The organism is Acidovorax sp. sif0632 (genome assembly GCF_019218805.1).
GTDB classification, from domain to species: domain Bacteria; phylum Pseudomonadota; class Gammaproteobacteria; order Burkholderiales; family Burkholderiaceae_C; genus Acidovorax; species Acidovorax facilis.
The window spans coordinates 1-17382 of record NZ_JAHUWW010000007.1 but is presented as its reverse complement, the minus strand read 5'-3'; the positions used below and the strand labels follow the sequence as shown (position 1 = coordinate 17382).

The following is a 17382-nucleotide window of genomic DNA, read 5'->3' as shown; positions in this document are numbered from 1 at the left end:
CATCAAGCGCCAGGTGCCATTTTTGCCATGGAAGATGCAGCAGCAGGCATGTTCTTCACGCGGTCCACCATCTCTTGCGCAAACTCGACGAAGGCTTGGCTGCCCTTGGCCGCCGGGTCAAACACCACGCCGGGCAAGCCGTAGCTGGGCGCTTCGGCCAGGCGCACGTTGCGCGGGATGACGCTGTTGAACACCTTCTCGCCAAAGTGGCCCTTGAGCTGGTCGCTGACCTGCTGCTGCAGGGTGATGCGCGGGTCGAACATCACGCGCAGCAGGCCGATGATCTGCAGGTCGGCATTGAGGTTGGCGTGCACCTGCTTGATGGTGTTGACCAGGTCGGTCAGCCCTTCGAGCGCGAAGTACTCGCACTGCATGGGCACGATCACGCCGTGGGCGCTGCACAGGCCGTTGAGGGTGAGCATCGACAGCGACGGAGGGCAGTCGATCAGCACGAAGTCGTAGTCACCATCGGCCTCCGCCAGCGCGGATTTGAGGCGCTTTTCGCGGTGCTCCAGCGCCACCAGTTCCACCTCGGCCCCGGCCAGTTCGCGGTTGGCGCCCAGCACCCAGTAGCCACATTTGTCCGACAACACGGCCGCCTCTTTCACCGAGGCGGATTCGAGCAGCACGTCGTACACCGTGAGGTCGAGGCTGCGCTTGTCCACGCCCGAGCCCATGGTGGCGTTGCCCTGCGGGTCCAGGTCCACCATCAACACGCGCTGGCCGATCTTGGCCAGGCCCGCAGCAAGGTTGACGGTGGTGGTGGTCTTGCCAACGCCACCCTTTTGGTTGGCAACGCAGAAAATTTTGGCCATGTGGGTGTTGCAGTCCGTGTTGTTGTTGTCGTTGTTTTATTTGGAGATGGCGAGCTTGATGCCAAAGCCGATCAGAAAGACGCCCGCCACCTTTTCCAGCACGCGGCCGATGCGCGGGTTGGCGCGCATGCGCTCGGCCAGGTGGTGCGTGAGCAGCACGGCGACCAGCCCATAGATAAACGTCAGCACCGCCACCGTCGCCGCCATCACGCCAAAGGTCAGCAACCCTTGGTGCCGGGCCGGGTCCACAAATAGAGGAAAGAACGCCATGTAAAACACGATGGCCTTGGGGTTGAGCAAGGTGATCAGGCCGGCCTGTTTGAAGTAGTGGCGCGGCTGGATGTTGAGGATGGGTTGTGCGCCGGGTTTGGCCGTGAGCATCTTGAAGCCCAGCCAGGCCAGGTAGGCCGCGCCCAACCACTGCACTGCATTGAACGCTGTGGGGTACGTGGCCAGCAGCGCCGCCACACCGGCCACCGCGGCCCACATCAACACCTGGTCACCCGCGATCACCCCCATCGTGGCCGCCAGGCCGCCCCGCACCCCGCCCTTGCTGGTGGAGGTGATGAGCGCCAGATTGCCGGGGCCCGGAATGAGCAGGAACAACACAATGGCGGCGACAAAGGCGCCGTAGTCTGCGATGCCGAACATGATCTCTCCCGGTGTGCTGGACGGGTGCGCAGATGGATGCACCCGAAGTGAGGTGCCGAGTTTACGCGACCACTCCGCCCCGGCCGCTAACAAGCTAGCGGCCGACGGTCAGACCGGCTTCATCCAGATGATGCAGCGCTCGGCGTCGAGGCCTGGGACGGTGAGCTGTTCCACGTGAAACACCGACACATCGGTGGGCAGGGCCGTAATTTCATCCTCGGGGTGCTTGCCCTTCATGGCCAGCCAGACCCCGTGCGGCGCTACCAATGCAGCCCGCGACCAGGTCACAAAATCGGGTAGCGAGGCAAAGGCGCGGCAGCTGATGATGTCAAAGGGGGTCGTCAGCGTCTCGACCCGTGCGTGCACGCCATGCAGGTTGCGCAGCTTCAGCGCCACCGCGGCCTGCTGGATGAACGCCGCCTTCTTGCCCACCGTGTCCACACAGCTCACGTCCACCTCGGGGCAGCAGATGGCAAACACCACACCGGGCAAACCTCCGCCCGAGCCGACGTCAAGCAAGCGCACAGCGTGGTGGCCCTCCCCTGCAAGCACAGCAACATGGCGGCGCAGCGGCGGCACAGCGGCCAAGCTGTCCAGCAGATGGTGCGTCATCATCTCCTGCGGATCGCGCACCGAGGTCAGGTTGTAGACCTTGTTCCACTTCTGCAGCAGGGCCAGAAAATCCATCAACAGGGTAATCTGGGCGTCGGTCAGACCCAGGGCCAAGGCATCGGCCCCTGCCTGCAGCTGTTGGCGCAAGCTGTCGTTTGTCACTGCCATCGTCATGCCGCCACTTCCCCTTCTGCCTTGGCAGCCGCAGCCACCGCAAACTCCTTGAACCCGCCCTTCTTGAGATGCACCATCAGCAGCGAGATCGCCGCCGGTGTGATGCCCGTGATGCGCGAGGCGTGGCCCAGGGTTTCGGGCCGGTGGCGGCTGAGCACCTGGCGGGCTTCGATGCTCAGGGCGGTGACTTGCATGTAGTCCAGCTCGGCAGGCAGGCGCAGCTTTTCAAAGTGCGCGGCGCGCCCCACCTCATCCCGTTGCCGGTCGATGTAGCCCGAATACTTGGCGGCAATCTCTACCTGCTCCACCACGGGTTCGCTCAAATCGCCCAGCGTTTCACGTGAAACATCGTTGGTCGCGTATTTGCCACCATCCATGGACATCAGGTTGGTGTAGTTCACGTCCGGGCGGCGCAGCAGTTCAAACAGGTTGTATTCATGCTCGATGCTCTTGCCCAGCACCCGCTCGGATTCGGCCGCAGGCAGGCTGCGCGGATTCACCCACGTGGCCTTTAGGCGTTCTGTTTCACGTGAAACAGCATCGCGCTTGCGGCTGAACGCATCCCAGCGGGCGTCATCCACCAGGCCCATTTTGCGACCGGCTTCCGTCAGGCGCATGTCCGCGTTGTCCTCCCGCAGTTGCAGGCGGAACTCGGCCCGGCTGGTGAACATGCGGTAGGGCTCTGTCACGCCCTTGGTGATCAGGTCGTCCACCAGCACGCCCAGGTAGGCCTCGTCGCGGCCAGGCAGCCAGGGCGCGTCGCCCCGGCACTGCAGGGCGGCGTTGATGCCTGCGAACAGGCCCTGGGCCGCCGCCTCTTCATAACCGGTGGTGCCGTTGATCTGCCCTGCAAAGAACAGGCCCTGGATCTGCCGCGTCTCGAAGCTGCTCTTGAGCGAGCGTGGGTCGAAGTAGTCGTACTCAATGGCGTAGCCGGGGCGCAGGATGTGCGCGTTCTCCAGCCCCTTCATGCTGCGCACCAGCTCGTACTGGATGTCGAATGGCAGGCTGGTGCTGATACCGTTGGGGTAGAACTCGTGCGTGGTCAGCCCCTCGGGCTCCAGGAAGATCTGGTGGCTGTCCTTGTCGGCAAAGCGGTTGATCTTGTCTTCCACGCTCGGGCAGTAGCGCGGGCCCACGCCCTCGATCTTGCCGGTGAACATGGGGCTGCGGTCAAATCCGCTGCGGATGATCTCGTGCGTGCGTTCGTTGGTGTGCGTCACCCAGCAAGGCATCTGGCGCGGGTGCATTTCTGCGTTGCCCATGAAGCTGAACACGGGCACCGTGCCCTCGTTCACACCACCGGGCATGCCGTCGCCGGGCTGCTCAGTGCACTTCGAGAAGTCGATGCTGCGCCCATCCAGCCGGGGCGGCGTGCCGGTCTTCAGGCGGCCCTGGGGCAGCTTCAGCTCCTTGAGGCGTGCCGACAGCGACACGGCAGGCGGGTCACCCGCCCTGCCCGCCGCGTAGTTGTTCAGCCCCACGTGGATCTTGCCGTCCAGGAACGTCCCGGCGGTGAGCACCACCGTGCGCGAGCGGAACCGGATACCCACCTGCGTGACGGCGCCCACCACGCGGTCGCCCTCCACCATCAGGTCGTCCACCGCCTGCTGGAACAGCCACAGGTTCGGCTGGTTCTCCAGCATCCGGCGGATGGCGGCCTTGTACAGAATGCGGTCGGCCTGGGCGCGCGTGGCACGCACGGCAGGGCCTTTGGAGCTGTTGAGAATGCGGAACTGGATGCCGCCCTCGTCCGTGGCCAGCGCCATCGCCCCGCCCAGCGCATCCACCTCTTTCACCAAGTGCCCCTTGCCGATGCCGCCAATGCTGGGGTTGCAGCTCATCTGGCCCAGCGTCTCGATGTTGTGGGTCAGCAGCAGGGTTTTGCTGCCCATGCGCGCAGCGGCCAGCGCGGCCTCGGTGCCTGCATGGCCACCGCCGACAACGATCACATCAAATTCCTGGGGATACAACATGGGGGGACACTCCGGGGCCTGGCGGGCCCGATAATCAAAACACCCGGTGCACGCGGGCACCCTGTCAAAGGCGCCGCATGCCGGCCCTGCTGGTGGCGGGCGCACTTGGCGCCCCAGCAGGCAACCCGCGATTTTCCCACTTTGTGCAGGCCGTGTCTGTTTCCAGCCCCCTCACCCTCTTCCTGACCGAGTTGCTTGGCGTCCCGCCTCCGGCCGTGGAGACCTGGTGGGTACGCGCCGAACGGCGCTTGCTGGAGCGTGGCCAGCCCCTGCTGCGGGCGGGCGAACACTGGCGGCACCTGTGGTGGGTGGAGCGCGGCGCCCTGCGGCTGTACTACCTGGACCGCGACGGGGCCGAGTCCAACAAGAACTTCTTTCTGGACGGCGCCCTGTGCTGGCCCATCACCCCCACACTGCGCCAGCAGCCGGTGATGTTTCACGTGGAACCGATGGAAGACAGCGTGGTGTGGGCGCTGCCCTTGCCCACCCATCCCAGTGACCCACTGCCCAGCGCGGGCTGGGCACCGTGGGACGCGCTGGAGCACCGGGTGCTCTGCGCCCTGCTCGACGGCAAGATGCAACGCGAACAGGAGTTCTTGCAGCTCAGCGCCCGCCAGCGCTACGCCAGTTTGCTGGAGCAGCACCCGCAGTGGGCGGATCGCATCGCCCTCAAACACCTCGCGTCCTACCTGGGCGTGACCGATGTCTCTCTGTCGCGCCTGCGCAGCGAGATGGGGCTTATCAAAGGATAAGGCGCGGGGTGCGGGGCATCGGCAGACTGCGGGCATCGTTCTACATGCCCGCCATGACCACCATCCCACGCCCCCACAACCCGCCGCCTGCCCTGCTCGTCCTCATCCCGCACGCCCTCGCCGTGTTGTGGCTCGGCCTCATGGCCGGGTTCTTCGGCACCTACAGCGCCAACGTCAACCTGGCCATGTTGCAGATGGACGGCGCCACCTACGCCACCGTGCAGTCCGCCTTCAACCGCAACGTCCGGCACGCCCTGTTCTTTGCGCTGTTCTTTGGCCCACCGCTGTGGTGCGCGCTGGCCGTGGCTACGGCCTGGCGTGAACACCGCACACTGTGGTGGCGCCTGCTGGCCGTGGTCGGCGTGGCCTACCTGCTGGGCATTGTGTTCTTCACCCAGCAGGTCAACCTGCCCCTGAACTACACAACAGAAGCCTGGAACCCAAAGGCCCTGCCCGCCGACTGGGCCAAAGTGCGTGACCAGTGGAATGCCGCCAACCTGTGGCGTGCGCTGCTCAGCCTGGGTTGCTTTGCCACAGCGCTGGGGACGCTGGTGGGGCGGCTTGCCGGTCGCGGCACGTAGATCGCTACATCCGCCCCGAACACCGTGCAGCCACACCACGGAATAACCCTGCCCGGCCTGCCTCGCTTGCAGGATTCCTGCCGCACGCCTGTGATTCAATCGCAGGCACCATGCCACACACCACTCCCTCCCTCCTCATCTTTGCCGGCAGCACGCGCCAGCAATCCTTCAACCGCAAACTGGCCCACGCCACCGCCGCCATCGCACGCGACGCGGGCGCCACCGTCACGCTGCTGGAGCTGTCCGAGTTCGACATCCCGCTGTACAACGCCGACCTCGAAGCCCAGGGCACGCCCGCCGACGTGATCCGGCTCAAAGAAATTCTGTGGCAGCACCCCGCCTGGGTCATCTGCTCGCCCGAGTACAACGGCAGCTACACCGCCCTGCTCAAGAACACCATCGACTGGGCCTCCAGCCCCGTCAAAGGCAACCCTGACTGGCAGGACGGCGGCAAGAGCTTTCGCGGCAAGGTGGTGGGCATGCTCAGCGCGTCGCCGGGGGCACTGGGCGGCCTGCGCTCGCAAAGCCATCTGGCCCCCTTGCTCATCAACGCCGAATGCTGGCTGGCGCCCAAGGCGTTTGCACTGGGCTCGGCGGGCAGCGCGTTTGACGACAGCGGCGCCCTCATCCAGCAAGCCCACCGCGACCGCGTGCGCGCCGTGGTCGACCAGGTGCTGTGGGCATCCAGCCGCCTGCACGGCGATGCTGCCGCTGGCCAGTGAACGCCAAAATTTGAGTCAAATTGGCCTCTAGCGCTTGCCCGACAAGCGCTAGCAGCTACGCAAACAATAGCAACCACCCATGAACTGCCGCCCTGGCTGCGGCGCCTGCTGCACCGCCCCCTCCATCAGCTCGCCCATCCCGGGCATGCCGCAGGGCAAACCTGCGGGGGTGCGGTGCGTTCAACTGGGGGACGATGCGCGCTGCCGCATTTTTGGGCAGCCTGAGCGACCGGCGGTGTGCGGCGGGTTGATGCCGTCGGTGGAAATGTGCGGAACCAGCAATGGGCAGGCGCTGGCGTATCTAACGCGGCTGGAGCGCCTCACGCAGCCGGGAAGTGTTGGCGAACGGGTGGCGTAGGCGGTCCTGTTTCCATCGGGCGGGGTACCCACTACTTCATCGAGTGCAGCCCAACCTTGTTGCCCTCGGTGTCCACAAAATGGGCAAAAAAGCCAAAGTCGTTGCCAATCTCCGTCTTGGGCACCACCACCGCCCCACCCGCCTGCGCTACGCGCGCCAGCATCGGGGCCAGGTCAACACCGCCGTTCAGGTACACCATCGTCCCGTTCTGGGAGGGCATGCTGCCCTCGCCCTGCACGAGGGCGCCACCGATGGCGGTGGGGTCGGTCGACAACATGCCCATTTTGGTCGTGCCCATTTCCATCGGCGCAATGGTGATGCCCAACACCGTCTCGTAGAAAGTCTTGGCGCGGGTGAAGTCGGTCACGGGAATCTCAAACCAGTTCAACGCGTGGGGCATGGTGCTCTCCTTGGAGTGAGTGAAATAGGAACCAGCACTGTGAACTCTTGCGCACGGCGAAGCAATGATGGGCTGCCTATTTACACCATTGGCTTTTGGTTTCAGTCTTGGGTAACGGCCCCTGCAGCCATCAGATTCGCAATACATTGCGAATCTGATTGATAGTTGGTCCCATAGCCTACGCAAGCTAACTCTGAGGAGTCAGAGGACTGCGCCATGCAGCTCGCTGAATCACCACCCGGTACCCGTCCGCATCCTCAAACGTGCAGCCCTGCTGGCTCCAGTACGGATTGAACGATTCGACCTCCTTGAAGCCAGCGCCACGCATCGCCTGGCAACGTTCCGTCCACGCCTGATGATCGGGCACATAGAAGACAAACAGATCTTCGGGCGTTGGCTGCGGCGTCACTGGGTGCCGGCGGCAGACGGTGAACTCAAAGTGGAAATCCGCGTCGCGGAAACCCAGCATGGTTCCATCGAAGCCATCGTGGTCCGCAAAGTGGGCGAGTTCTTCAAAGCCCAGGCCTTGCTGGTACTGGGCGACAGTGCGGCAAAGGTCCAGCACGGGGCGCGCGATTCGCAGATGAATGCTCATAACTGGGGTGGTTGGTGGGCGCGGCCTCACTATAGCCACCGCAACAAGAAGACCCACGTGGAAGGACCGTGTTTTTTGGCCTGGAATTTGGCTTGATGGCAATGCCACACCCACCGCCAACTGCCACTCCCTTCCTTCTTCAAGGCTTCGGCAGCGCCCGGTCCTCCCGGCACGCCTTCAACGGCTTCGCCGTCGCCGAAGCAATGCGCAGCACCCGCCCGTCGCTGCGGTCCACCACCACCTTCATGCACGCACACCCGTAGCCATAGTGGCCATTAGTTTCCTTCCACTGCGCGTCGGTGAACACGGGCCAGTCGCCTTCGGCACTGTCTCCACCCTGGGTGGAGACCACCCACTCGCCATCACGGTCGGTCAGGGTGGCGTTGTTGGGGGTGGGGTTGTGAAACCAGCCGCAGCGGTTTTCCAGCGGCTGGGCAACACCAGCGGCGGATAGCGGTGTTTGCGATTGGGCCTGGACCGGGGTCGCCCAGGGCACCAGCGCGAACAAGAGCATTGCCGCCGCCTTCGCGCCGTTCCCCATCCGGCCCACGCGCGGGGTTGCTTGCGCGCGCTGGGTTGCGTACAAAGCTGCCATCTCTGCATCCTTTCCATTTCAGGTCAAAAGTGCTTCTAGCGCTTATACAGCAAGCGCTGGCAGCTATCAAAACAAAAGCGACTGTGGGGACCTTGTCACAAGACCGCGACCTCCAACGTCTGTAAAAGACCCGCAGGTCTCTCACGCACACCACCATGACCACACAGCCCGCATCCACCGTCCCACCCGCCACCGACCCCTTCACCACCCTGCGCCCCCGCCTCTTCGGCATTGCCTACCGCATGCTGGGCGTGCGCGCCGATGCCGAGGACGTGCTGCAGGACGCCTGGCTGCGCTGGAGCCGCCAGGACCCCACCGCGCTGCAGTCGGCCGAGGCTTGGCTGGTGACGGTGGTCACGCGGCTGTCCATCGACCGGCTGCGGGCACTGAAGGCCGAGCGCGAGGCCTATGTGGGCTGGTGGCTGCCCGAGCCGCTGGTGGAGCTGCGCGACCACACCACCGGCGACGCGCAACACCACAACACGCCGGAGGCAGCCGCCGAACTGGCAGGCGAGCTGTCGGTGGCCTTCCTGTACGTGCTGGAGCGCCTGGGGCCCGAGGAGCGCGCTGCATTCTTGCTGCGCCAGGTGTTTGACTACGACTACCCCGAGATCGCCGCCCAGCTGGGCAAAACCGAGGCCGCCTGCCGCCAGATGGTGCACCGCGCCAGCGAACGCGTGCAGCAAGCGCGCACACGCTTTGAGGTGCCCCACGCAGTGCACCACCAGTTGCTGCAGCGTTTCATGCTGGCCGCCAAAAGTGGCGACCGCAGCGCCATCGAGGCGCTGCTGAGCGAAGACGCGCAACTGATTGGCGACGGCGGTGGCAAGGTCCCGTCCTTCCCCAAGCCGCTGGTGGGGCCGTTTCGCATTGCCAACCTGTACTGGGCGCTGTTCCGCCGCCTGGGTGCGCAGGTGGCGTACCGCATGGCGCTCATCAATGGCGAGCCGGGGCTGCTGCGCTATGTGGATGGCCACCTTGAATCGGCGCAGGCATTTGTGACGGACGGGGAGCGGATTGTGGCGATCTATGCGGTGCGCAATCCGGACAAGCTGGCGGGCATCCCGGCCACGCTGGGGTGAAATCCCTTGAGGATTTTTGGCGCCCAGTGTCACAACGGCAGACCTGGCAACGTCTAAGCAGTATGAAAGGCAGCAACACCACCGCCGCCTTCATGCCCAAGGTTTTTCTACCCCGAACCATTGCCACCTACATCCAAGGAACCGCCATGTCATCGACCACCCAACACACCGCCCGCCTGCCCTATCACAAGCTGTCTTCCAAAGCCTTCATGGGCCTGGTGAGCCTTTCCGAAACCATCAAGAAGGGCCCGCTGGGCGCGCGCCTGGCCGAGCTGGTGTTTCTGCGCGTGTCGCAGATCAACGGCTGCGCATACTGCATGGACATGCACTGGACCTACCTGGTCAAGGACGGCATGGACCCGCGCCACCTGAACGCCGTGGCGGGGTGGCGCGAGGCGCCGTTCTTCGGCGAGCGCGAACGCGCCGCCTTCCGCTGGGCCGAGATCATCACCGCCACGCCCCACAGCGATGCGAGCGACGAGGAATACGCCAAGCTGCAGGCGGTGTTCAACGAAGCGGAAATCTCCGAACTGGGCTTTGCCATTGGCGTGATCAACGCGTGGAACCTCATCAACGCGGGCATGCGGGCGCCGATTCCGCAAGCGGGCTGAGCACAGGCGCAGGGCTTTTCCGCAGCGCGACCCCTGGCATTACTCGATTGACGATCTGGCATCGCTCGGCCAGACTCGTCGCCACTGATGGGCCGCTGGTTCTGCGGGCGGCAATGGCCATATTGGCGCCCTGGGCAGCCCCTGCCCACCTTCGAGAAAGCCCCATGAAACCCCTGTACCGAGCCACCATCGCCCTGATGGCAACCCTCGCGGCTGCCACCTGTGCTGCCCAATCCCCGGCCCAGGCCATCTCCACCACGCGCCAGGCTGATCGCGTCACCTGGACGGCTGCGGCCCCCCACGGCGCTGCCAAGCTGCGGCTGGCCCGCCCGGATGGCACGGTCAGCGACCTGCCGTTTGCGCGCGGCCCCGTGGTGCTGGAGCCCCAGCGTGCAGGGCTGGCCGATGGCCGCTATTTTTATGAATTGAGCCTGGAGCCCCCTGCGGCCATGGACCCCGCCCAGGCACAGGCCACGATGCAGCAACGCATCACGGCGGGCTCGTTCGTGGTCATTCAGGGCCAGTTGGCGGTGGATGCGACCGAGCCAGGCGCCCCTGTGCTGCCCACCAAGACCGGCAGCACCTTCACCACCAAGGACCAGGTGGTGGCCGACGACCTGATCGTGCAGGGCAGCCTGTGCGCGGGCTTTGATTGCGTCAACAACGAATCCTTTGGCTTTGACACGCTCCGGCTCAAGGAAAACAACCTCGGCATTCATTTCGACGACACCAGCGTTGGCACCTTTCCGGCCAACGACTGGCGGATCCGTGTCAATGACACCGCCTCGGGCGGGGCATCGTATTTCACGGTCGAGGATGCCACGGCCAACCGCCAGGTCTTCACCGTCAGTGCTGGCGCCCCCAGCAACAGCCTGTACGTCAGCTCGACGGGCCGGCTGGGCCTGCGCACTGCCACGCCGGTGCTGGACGTGCACACACTGACCGGCAACACCCCCGCCATTCGGCTGGAGCAGTCGTCGGCAGGCGGCTTCACGGCGCAGACCTGGGACATCGGCGCCAACGAGGCCAACTTCTTCGTGCGCGACGTCACCAACGGCTCGCGCCTGCCCTTGCGCATTCGCCCCGGCGCGCCCACCAGCAGCCTGGACATTGCGGCCTCCGGCGCAGTGGGCATAGGCACCGCTTCGCCCGGCGCGGCGCTGCACGTCCGGCGCACCGATGGCACGGCCCAGGTGCTGGTGCAGGAAACCAGCGGCACAACGGCCCCGCGCACACTGCTGAATCTGGCCAACAACGGGCCTGCCGTGCTGCGCTTTACCACGGCACCGGCCACGGGCTGGGACATGACATCAGGCACCGCGCTCACGCTGGCCACCCAGGGCGCTGGCACCCCCCAGTTCACGCTGGCGGCCAACGGCAACCTGGCAATCACCGGCACCCTGAGCACAGGCTCCAGCCGCACGCTCAAGACCGGCATCGAGCCGGTCAATGGCGCCGCCCTGCTGGAGAAGGTGCTGGCCCTGCCGCTCTACCACTGGCGCTACAAATCCAGCCCCACACAAGAGCGCCACGTCGGCCCCATGGCCGAGGACTTCCGCAAGATCTTCCAGCTGGGGCAGGACGACAAAAGCCTGGCCCCCGGCGATCTGGCCGGCGTGACCCTGGGCGCCGTGCAGGCGCTGGCCCGCAAGGTGAACGAGCGCGAGGCAGACATCGCCGCGATCCGGGCCCGCATCTCCCTGCTCGAAGCGCAGATGGCCCCAACAGGCGCTCCGGGCGCTTCGGGCGTGCCCACCAAGAACGCCACGCCCGCAGCACGCTAGGGATTGCCAACATGCCTGCCCACCATTGCTTGCCCCTCCTGACCAGGCTGCGGCCGCGCGCTGCCGCCCTGGTTGCCGCCACCCTGGCATCCCTGCTGAGCCCACCCCTCGTGCACGCACAAACCGGCAGCGAAGTGCAGCCCCCCGCCATTGCGGCACGGCTTCAGGCCACCCGGCTGGAGTGGACCCCCACCGCACCCCATGGCCGCGCCGTGCTGCGCATCGCCCGCGAGGGCGATGCGCCCCAGGACCTGGTGCTGTCCGGCCCGCTGGTGTTGTCGCTGCAAGACCATCCCTTGCCCGACGGGCGCTACACCTACGAGTTGACGCTGGCCCCCACCACCGCTGCCGTGCGGCCCGACGATGCAACCCCCGTGGCGGCCAACCCCGTGGGTGCCTCCAGCGCTGCCGGGCCCAGGGGCGCCATGCTGGCCGGCAACGTGTCGGTGGCGGGCGGTGCGTTTGTGCTGCCACCCGCACTTTTGCCCCCGGGCGAAGGGGATACAGCCGACGGCCCCGCCGCGCAGTCCGCCCCATCTTCAAAGGCCGCCCGCACCCTCCGCCTTGCCACCAAAGACCAGTTGGTCGCCGACGACCAGATCGTGCAAGGCAGCATCTGCATGGGGTTTGACTGCGTCAACAACGAGAGCTTTGGCTTCGACACCCTGCGCCTGAAGGAAAACAACCTGCGCATCAAGTTTGAAGACACCAGTGCGGGCGCGTTTCCCGGCAACGACTGGCAGATCATCGCCAACGACAGCGCCAGCGGCGGGGCCAGCTACCTCGGCATCGACGATGTCACAGGCAGCTTGACCCCCGTGCGCTGGCTGGCCGGAGCGCCCGCCAACAGCCTGGTTGTGGACCCGCAAGGGCGCGTGGGGGTGGGCACCGGCGTACCCGTGCTTGATCTGCATGTGCTGTCCTCCAACACCCCGGCGCTGCGGCAAGAGCAGAACAACACTGACGGCTACACAGCCCAGACCTGGGATGTGGCGGGCAACGAAGCCAATTTCTTCGTGCGCGATGTCACCGGAGGCTCCCTCCTTCCCCTGCGCATCCGGCCGGGGGCGCCACATGCCAGCGTTGATATTGCGGGCAACGGCAGCGTGGGCCTGGGCACGCCGCGCCCTGCTGCCCCGTTGCACCTGCGGCGCGCGGACGGCAGCGGAGCCCTGCTGGTGGACAACACCAGCGCCACCGCCCTGCCCCGCGTGCAGATGGAGCTGCAGAACAACGGCGCCATCGCTGCGCGGCTTGCACATGGCACAGGCACCGCGTACTGGACGCAACACGCTACGGCTTCGGCCTTCAGCCTGGCGCCCAGCGGCAGTGGCAGCAATGCGCTGTCGATGCAGGCAGGCGGGGGCCTGGTGGTGGCCGGCACGCTCAGCCAGGGCTCCAGCCGCACGCTCAAACACGACATCAGCCCGGCCCCGGTCCATGCAGTCCTTGGCGAAGTGCTGAACCTGCCGCTGTATGCCTGGCGCTATCTGAGCGATCTCAATGCCAGCCTGCACCTGGGGCCCATGGCCGAGGATGTACACCAGCGCTTTCAGGTGGGCGCCAGCCCCCGGACGCTTGCGCCCAGCGATGTCGCCGGCCTTGCGGCCGCCACGGTCCAGGCCCTCCACCAGAAGCTGGACGCCAAGGATGCAGAACTCATGGCCCTGGCGGAACGCCTTTCGGCCCTGGAGCAACAGCTCGCACGCAAAAACGGGAGCGCGCGATGATGGCCCGCGCAGCGCAGGCACTGCGCCACGGCTTGCGCCGCTTCACCACATGGCTCGGCGTTGCCAGCCTGGTGCTGTGGGCCGCCAGCGCCGCCGCGCAGGACATCACCGTTACCCCGTCCAGCATTCCCACCCCCGCGCTGGGCGTGCCCTACAGCGTGACCTTTGTCGGCAGCGATGGTGTGGCGCCCTACCAGTTCCTCGTCAGCGCAGGGCTTCTTCCGGCGGGCCTGAGCCTGTCGGGCACGGGCGATCTCACGGGCACGCCCACCAGCTCGGCGCCCTACAGCTTCACCATCACGGTGTCCGACGCCCTGGGGCGCGAGCTGGACCTGCTGGGTGCAGGCACCGTGACAGGTGCGCTGACCATCACCCCTCCGCCCGTGCTGGTCGCGAACACCGCCTACAGTGGACAGATCCAGGTCACCGGCGGCACCGGCCCCTACACCTTCACCGTGAACTCCGGCCCCCTGCCCCCGGGCATGACCTTGGGGCCCAACGGCCTGCTGAGCGGAACACCGACCACACCGGGACTCTATGTCCTGGTCATCCAGGTCACGGACGCCAACGGCCTGTCCTCCACCATCACACTGAACCTCCAAGTGATGGCCCTCTCCACGGGGATTCCGGTGAACGATCCATGGATGCTGGTGCTGGCGGCCCTGGGACTGGGCTGGCTGGGGCGGCGCCAGATACGGCAGCAGCAAGGACACGGGCGCTGATAGACCGGGCTGGGCCCCAGGGCACAGGAATTTGAACAAAATTCGGCCCTGGCGCTTAATGGATGGACTTAGGAAGCTATTATTTTCATAGCATTCACAAAAAGCGAAGCACCTGTAGCCTGCCTGACAGACTCGCCCGCCCTACCGCCCTACAGTGGGTGTCCTACCCCCACCATCGGAGACACCCCATGCTTAACATCCCTTCGCTGCAAGACAGCGTCAGCCCCGAAGAATGGCAGCTGCGCTGCGACCTGGCCGCGTGCTACCGGCTCGTTGCGCTGTACGGCTGGAGCGACCTGGTCTTCACCCACATCAGCGCCAAACTGCCCGAATCGGTGTCGGGTCCGGGCGAGCACCAGTTCCTCATCAACCCCTACGGCCTCATGTTCGACGAGATCACGGCATCGAGCCTGATCAAGGTGGACATGCAATGCAACAAGCTGCACGACTCGCCCTTCCCCGTGAACCCGGCCGGTTTTGTGATCCACAGCGCCGTGCACGAGGCCCGGCCCGAAGCCGGCTGCGTGCTGCACACCCACACGCGTGCCGGTGTGGCCGTCAGCGCCCAGAAGGGCGGCGTGCTGCCCATCAGCCAGCAAAGTACCTTCGTGCTGGGCTCGCTGGCGTACCACGCGTACGAGGGCGTGGCCTTCCGCGACGAAGAAAAGCCACGCCTGCAGGCCGACCTGGGCGAGGCCAACTTCCTCATGCTGCGCAACCACGGCCTGCTCACCGTGGGCAAGACGATTGCCGACGCGTTCCTCTCGATGTACACCTTCGAGAACACCTGCCGCATTCAGATCGACGCGCAGGCAGGTGGCGAGTTGATCGCCGTAAACCCCCAGATCGTGAGCGGCGTGGCCCAGGCCATGCGTGTGCAGACGGGCGGCCTGGGCGGCGCCTTTGCCTGGCCTGCACTACTGCGCAAGGTGCAGCGCGACCTGCCAGGCTGGAATACCTGAGACGTCCTACAGCCCCCGACAGCGGGTGAGGTAAATACCCCTTGATGGCGTCAATACGCTGGCGCGGAGGGCCTCACTAACATGGGTCTGGTTGTGCGAGGTGGGCTGGTTGGTGGCGCAATGAGAAATTGGGCAGTTTTGCCCCGGGTATGTAAGCGCCCATATGGTCGTCCGAGATGCGACAAGCAATAAAGCCTCTGGGAGGTCCATCAGGCGATGCCCGCTAGCAAAAAACTAGCAGACCGAGATCAAGACTCCATCGCAACTATCCTATTCCACAGTCGTGCCTTGACGTATTCTTTTGCCTCTTCCTCGGAGTCAGCCGGAAAGACACAATAATTTTCATTGTCGAGCAGGTTCATCCAGGAAAAATCCTCATCGAGAAATGCAGCCTCTAACTCGTGGCGAATTTTCTGACGATACTCTCCGTTTGCCAGAGAAGCCACCAAAGCCGCCTCCTCACGCTCTTGCGACAAGCCGACATCTACCGACATGATGGAAACCAGTAGATTCTTGAGAACTGGATATTGATTCATTCGTTATCTCGCAGGGAAAATTGTCACAGGCTCCCACCGATTTGTGAGCGGATTGAACCCATAAGTAGCCTGAACGCTCCTGAGGTTTTCAATCAACTTCGGCGCCCCTTGCAATGTTGGATCAAGCTTACTGCCACCGATACGGGCATAACCTCGCCCCAAGTTGTAACCAAGATCACCGACATCCTCTGGAGTTAGCGTTACATACTGAGCCCCAGGGTTCTGAGTGATCTTTGTGGCCAAAGTGCCGTTGTTTCGAATGGCATCATCGGCGTAAGCTAAAAGTTGATCGGAATGGAAAGCGGAAGACATAGGGGGCAAGATGACCTTACCGCTCTTTCCATCAATCTTCACATGCCCATCGGGGGCAATCCCAGTTAGCGATCTATACATCAGCTGCGGATCTGTGACTGAGCCGCCGTGACGCTCAATTGAGTGCGCATCAGGATGCGCAGTTAACATATCTAAACGCTGTCGACTAATTGGGCGCTGCGGACCAACAAAATGCCGTTCCAATTCATTGCTACCGTATGAGCGCGACACATCGTTCGTCTTGTGGGTATCCCTCAGCCTCTCCAAATCCCCCACAGCCCCCACCTGCGACGCCGCGCCCCTGCGCGCAGCATCCCCGGACCCCACCGGCATGGCATCCACCAGTGTATTCAATCCCCCCTGGATGCTGTCCCCCAGCCCGTACAGTGCAGCCCGACCTCCAGGGATGGCCGCTACGCCGCCCAAGAACCCACCCACTTCCAACGCCGCTTGCGCAGCCGTGAAGCCCGCCGTCGTCCAACCATCACCGAACCGGTTCTCGCTGGCGGTTCTCAGCTGGTCCAGGGTTTGTCCCACGGGCTGCAGCATCTGGCCCAGGCTTTGCTGGATGGCGATGGCCCCAGGGTTGTTGCTTTGCAGGCTCATGCGCTCTTGCAGGTCTGCCTGGATGGCGGTGTAGGCTTCTGTGCCGTTGATGAACAATGCGGGCAGCGCCGCCAGCCCGCTGGCGGGGCGGGCCAGCATGCCGTTGATGGTGCCATTCACTCCCAGTTGCACAGCTCCGTCTATCAGCATGGCGCCGGTTTGTAGTGCATTGCCTACGCCTTGCGACCAACTGCTCGATGGTTTGTCACTGACCCAGACTTGCTCGGGCATGCCGGTGGGGTTGCCCAGGGCGTCTACCGCACCCCCTGGTACGTCCACCATGCGGCCGCTCCAGTTGGGCTCCAAGCCTGCGTAGCTGGCAGAGCGTCCTCCGTATCGCATGTAGATCTCAGCGGCCTGCTCGGGACTCATGCCTTGGCTTGCTGCGCTGGCTTGCTGGGCCAGCGCCTCCCGCCCCGCACTCTCCACCGCAATGGCCCGCCCGCCCAGCTGCGCCGCGCTTGTGTCCGACAGATCAAACTGCAGCACCTGCCCCGGCTGCACGATGGGCACGCCCTGCGCGTTGAGCTGTATCTGACCGCTAGCCAGCAACTGACCGTAGGCCGCTATCTGCTGCTGCTTGTCCAGTCCGGCCGTTGCCAATGCCGCCAGCGGACCTTGGCCCTTGCCCACCACTGCTTCGGTGATGGCTTGCGTTTCGGGGGCCATGCTGCCGTTTAGGGCGATGCCGCCGTCGATTTCGTCGCTCCAGTTCGATAGCGTTTCGCCCGAGATTTGCAGCCCCTGTCCTCCGAGCCCTGGCCGCAGGCCCAGCCCCTGCGCATCCACCTCACTGGCCCCCAGGT

Annotated in this window: 19 protein-coding genes; 10 read left to right on the top strand and 9 right to left on the bottom strand. The window is 64.8% G+C overall.

Going from position 1 to position 17382, the window contains the following annotated elements:
- Positions 1-2 precede the first annotated feature (2 nt).
- The 4 genes from KW832_RS19910 to mnmG all read right to left on the bottom strand — a co-directional run bounded on the left by KW832_RS19910 (position 3) and on the right by mnmG (position 4228).
- Positions 3-815 (bottom strand): ParA family protein, encoded by an 813-nt coding sequence (locus tag KW832_RS19910; protein WP_218301388.1) that lies wholly within the window; start codon positions 813-815, stop codon positions 3-5.
- Positions 816-851: 36 nt separating this feature from the next.
- Positions 852-1466: a LysE family transporter gene (locus tag KW832_RS19905; protein ID WP_055402191.1), complete on the bottom strand. Its 615-nt coding sequence runs from the start codon at positions 1464-1466 to the stop codon at positions 852-854.
- A 108-nt stretch (positions 1467-1574) separates the two neighbouring features.
- Positions 1575-2252, bottom strand: coding sequence for a 16S rRNA (guanine(527)-N(7))-methyltransferase RsmG (gene rsmG / locus KW832_RS19900; RefSeq protein ID WP_218301389.1), 678 nt, complete (start codon positions 2250-2252; stop codon positions 1575-1577).
- The gene (gene mnmG, locus KW832_RS19895; protein WP_218301390.1) at positions 2249-4228 is read right to left on the bottom strand and encodes a tRNA uridine-5-carboxymethylaminomethyl(34) synthesis enzyme MnmG; all 1980 of its coding nucleotides are present in this window, start codon (positions 4226-4228) and stop codon (positions 2249-2251) included. The genes rsmG and mnmG overlap by 4 nt, the downstream gene beginning before the upstream one ends.
- Positions 4229-4305: 77 nt before the next feature.
- On the opposite strand from mnmG, the gene KW832_RS19890 reads away from it, so the two are divergent.
- The 4 genes from KW832_RS19890 (at position 4306) to KW832_RS19875 (ending at position 6641) form a co-directional block, all read left to right on the top strand.
- Positions 4306-4980, top strand: coding sequence for a Crp/Fnr family transcriptional regulator (locus tag KW832_RS19890; protein WP_255577863.1), 675 nt, complete (start codon positions 4306-4308; stop codon positions 4978-4980).
- Positions 4981-5033: 53 nt separating this feature from the next.
- The gene (locus tag KW832_RS19885; RefSeq protein ID WP_121508891.1) at positions 5034-5561 is read left to right on the top strand and encodes a DUF1772 domain-containing protein; all 528 of its coding nucleotides are present in this window, start codon (positions 5034-5036) and stop codon (positions 5559-5561) included.
- 110 nt (positions 5562-5671) lie between these two features.
- Complete coding sequence (locus tag KW832_RS19880) at positions 5672-6283, top strand: NADPH-dependent FMN reductase (RefSeq protein WP_218301391.1); 612 nt, start codon at positions 5672-5674, stop codon at positions 6281-6283.
- A gap of 79 nt (positions 6284-6362) precedes the next feature.
- On the top strand, positions 6363-6641 hold the full coding sequence (locus tag KW832_RS19875) for a YkgJ family cysteine cluster protein (RefSeq protein ID WP_121421772.1): 279 nt from the start codon (positions 6363-6365) through the stop codon (positions 6639-6641).
- A gap of 31 nt (positions 6642-6672) precedes the next feature.
- Here the strand turns inward: KW832_RS19875 and KW832_RS19870 are convergent, their stop codons facing one another.
- The 3 genes from KW832_RS19870 to KW832_RS19860 all read right to left on the bottom strand — a co-directional run bounded on the left by KW832_RS19870 (position 6673) and on the right by KW832_RS19860 (position 8231).
- A complete protein-coding gene (locus tag KW832_RS19870) occupies positions 6673-7041 on the bottom strand; it encodes a VOC family protein (RefSeq protein WP_218301392.1) in 369 nt (122 codons plus the stop codon).
- A gap of 187 nt (positions 7042-7228) precedes the next feature.
- Entirely contained in the window at positions 7229-7636 is a 408-nt protein-coding gene (locus KW832_RS19865; protein WP_218301393.1) for a VOC family protein, read from the bottom strand.
- Positions 7637-7775: 139 nt separating this feature from the next.
- Positions 7776-8231, bottom strand: coding sequence for a DUF4087 domain-containing protein (locus KW832_RS19860; protein ID WP_255577862.1), 456 nt, complete (start codon positions 8229-8231; stop codon positions 7776-7778).
- A gap of 155 nt (positions 8232-8386) precedes the next feature.
- On the opposite strand from KW832_RS19860, the gene KW832_RS19855 reads away from it, so the two are divergent.
- The 6 genes from KW832_RS19855 to KW832_RS19830 all read left to right on the top strand — a co-directional run bounded on the left by KW832_RS19855 (position 8387) and on the right by KW832_RS19830 (position 15122).
- The gene (locus KW832_RS19855) at positions 8387-9313 is read left to right on the top strand and encodes an RNA polymerase sigma-70 factor (protein WP_218301394.1); all 927 of its coding nucleotides are present in this window, start codon (positions 8387-8389) and stop codon (positions 9311-9313) included.
- 146 nt (positions 9314-9459) lie between these two features.
- Complete coding sequence (locus KW832_RS19850; RefSeq protein WP_121508892.1) at positions 9460-9924, top strand: carboxymuconolactone decarboxylase family protein; 465 nt, start codon at positions 9460-9462, stop codon at positions 9922-9924.
- A gap of 164 nt (positions 9925-10088) precedes the next feature.
- Positions 10089-11708 (top strand): tail fiber domain-containing protein, encoded by a 1620-nt coding sequence (locus tag KW832_RS19845; RefSeq protein ID WP_218301395.1) that lies wholly within the window; start codon positions 10089-10091, stop codon positions 11706-11708.
- Between the two features lie 110 nt (positions 11709-11818).
- Positions 11819-13438, top strand: coding sequence for a tail fiber domain-containing protein (locus KW832_RS19840; protein WP_218301396.1), 1620 nt, complete (start codon positions 11819-11821; stop codon positions 13436-13438).
- Complete coding sequence (locus KW832_RS19835) at positions 13435-14160, top strand: Ig domain-containing protein (RefSeq protein ID WP_121421766.1); 726 nt, start codon at positions 13435-13437, stop codon at positions 14158-14160. The genes KW832_RS19840 and KW832_RS19835 overlap by 4 nt, the downstream gene beginning before the upstream one ends.
- 188 nt (positions 14161-14348) lie before the next feature.
- Positions 14349-15122, top strand: coding sequence for a class II aldolase/adducin family protein (locus KW832_RS19830; protein WP_218301397.1), 774 nt, complete (start codon positions 14349-14351; stop codon positions 15120-15122).
- A gap of 248 nt (positions 15123-15370) precedes the next feature.
- On the opposite strand, the gene KW832_RS19825 is transcribed toward KW832_RS19830, so the two are convergent.
- A complete protein-coding gene (locus tag KW832_RS19825; RefSeq protein ID WP_218301398.1) occupies positions 15371-15616 on the bottom strand; it encodes a hypothetical protein in 246 nt (81 codons plus the stop codon).
- Between the two features lie 45 nt (positions 15617-15661).
- Positions 15662-17382 (bottom strand): hypothetical protein (locus KW832_RS19820; protein ID WP_218301399.1); only part of this gene is annotated, 1721 nt, incomplete at its 5' end.

Excerpts from the sequence above, each read along its gene's own strand:
- KW832_RS19875 (WP_121421772.1), top strand. The coding sequence starts at position 6,363 with ATGAACTGCCGCCCTGGCTGCGGCGCCTGCTGCACCGCCCCCTCCATC.
- KW832_RS19825 (WP_218301398.1), bottom strand. The coding sequence starts at position 15,616 with ATGTCGGTAGATGTCGGCTTGTCGCAAGAGCGTGAGGAGGCGGCTTTG.
- rsmG (WP_218301389.1), bottom strand. The coding sequence starts at position 2,252 with ATGACGATGGCAGTGACAAACGACAGCTTGCGCCAACAGCTGCAGGCA.
- KW832_RS19835 (WP_121421766.1), top strand. The coding sequence starts at position 13,435 with ATGATGGCCCGCGCAGCGCAGGCACTGCGCCACGGCTTGCGCCGCTTC.
- KW832_RS19830 (WP_218301397.1), top strand. The coding sequence starts at position 14,349 with ATGCTTAACATCCCTTCGCTGCAAGACAGCGTCAGCCCCGAAGAATGG.
- KW832_RS19880 (WP_218301391.1), top strand. The coding sequence starts at position 5,672 with ATGCCACACACCACTCCCTCCCTCCTCATCTTTGCCGGCAGCACGCGC.
- KW832_RS19870 (WP_218301392.1), bottom strand. The coding sequence starts at position 7,041 with ATGCCCCACGCGTTGAACTGGTTTGAGATTCCCGTGACCGACTTCACC.
- KW832_RS19905 (WP_055402191.1), bottom strand. The coding sequence starts at position 1,466 with ATGTTCGGCATCGCAGACTACGGCGCCTTTGTCGCCGCCATTGTGTTG.
- KW832_RS19890 (WP_255577863.1), top strand. The coding sequence starts at position 4,306 with ATGCCGGCCCTGCTGGTGGCGGGCGCACTTGGCGCCCCAGCAGGCAAC.
- KW832_RS19855 (WP_218301394.1), top strand. The coding sequence starts at position 8,387 with ATGACCACACAGCCCGCATCCACCGTCCCACCCGCCACCGACCCCTTC.
- KW832_RS19910 (WP_218301388.1), bottom strand. The coding sequence starts at position 815 with ATGGCCAAAATTTTCTGCGTTGCCAACCAAAAGGGTGGCGTTGGCAAG.
- KW832_RS19885 (WP_121508891.1), top strand. The coding sequence starts at position 5,034 with ATGACCACCATCCCACGCCCCCACAACCCGCCGCCTGCCCTGCTCGTC.
- KW832_RS19850 (WP_121508892.1), top strand. The coding sequence starts at position 9,460 with ATGTCATCGACCACCCAACACACCGCCCGCCTGCCCTATCACAAGCTG.
- KW832_RS19860 (WP_255577862.1), bottom strand. The coding sequence starts at position 8,231 with ATGGCAGCTTTGTACGCAACCCAGCGCGCGCAAGCAACCCCGCGCGTG.
- KW832_RS19865 (WP_218301393.1), bottom strand. The coding sequence starts at position 7,636 with ATGAGCATTCATCTGCGAATCGCGCGCCCCGTGCTGGACCTTTGCCGC.
- KW832_RS19845 (WP_218301395.1), top strand. The coding sequence starts at position 10,089 with ATGAAACCCCTGTACCGAGCCACCATCGCCCTGATGGCAACCCTCGCG.
- mnmG (WP_218301390.1), bottom strand. The coding sequence starts at position 4,228 with ATGTTGTATCCCCAGGAATTTGATGTGATCGTTGTCGGCGGTGGCCAT.